We start from the raw sequence: 306 nt of genomic DNA, 5'->3' as shown, positions 1-306 counted from the left end.
CGTCCGCAGACCGTGACGGTCCACCACCGCAACCGGACGGCTCACCCCCGTCCCCTGGTCCCACGCCCACTCGTAACCCGTCGCATTCCCGAACCGGTCCGACTCCGCGACCAGCACACCGTTCTCGTCGAAGAACTCCCGGCCCCCGTCCAACGTGGTGAACGTGAACTTGTAGGCATAGGCGGCACGCCCGCCGTCCGCGTCCACCCGCACAGGCTCGGCATGCTCCTCGAACACCCCCCCCGCACCCGGATACCGCTTCAACCCCGGCCCCGACGGATCCGACCCCGACGCCTCATACACCCC

At 69.6% G+C, this 306-nt stretch carries 1 protein-coding gene; it reads right to left on the bottom strand.

The features are described from left to right. Window positions 1–237 (bottom strand): hypothetical protein (locus AA75_RS29420; RefSeq protein ID WP_149038441.1); only part of this gene is annotated, 237 nt, incomplete at its 3' end. Window positions 238–306: the final 69 nt, after the last annotated feature.

This window comes from Kitasatospora sp. MBT63, from assembly GCF_000710465.2.
Lineage (GTDB): Bacteria > Actinomycetota > Actinomycetes > Streptomycetales > Streptomycetaceae > Kitasatospora.
Note: the sequence above shows the minus strand (reverse complement) of the source record. Positions and strands in the feature narration are given on the sequence as shown.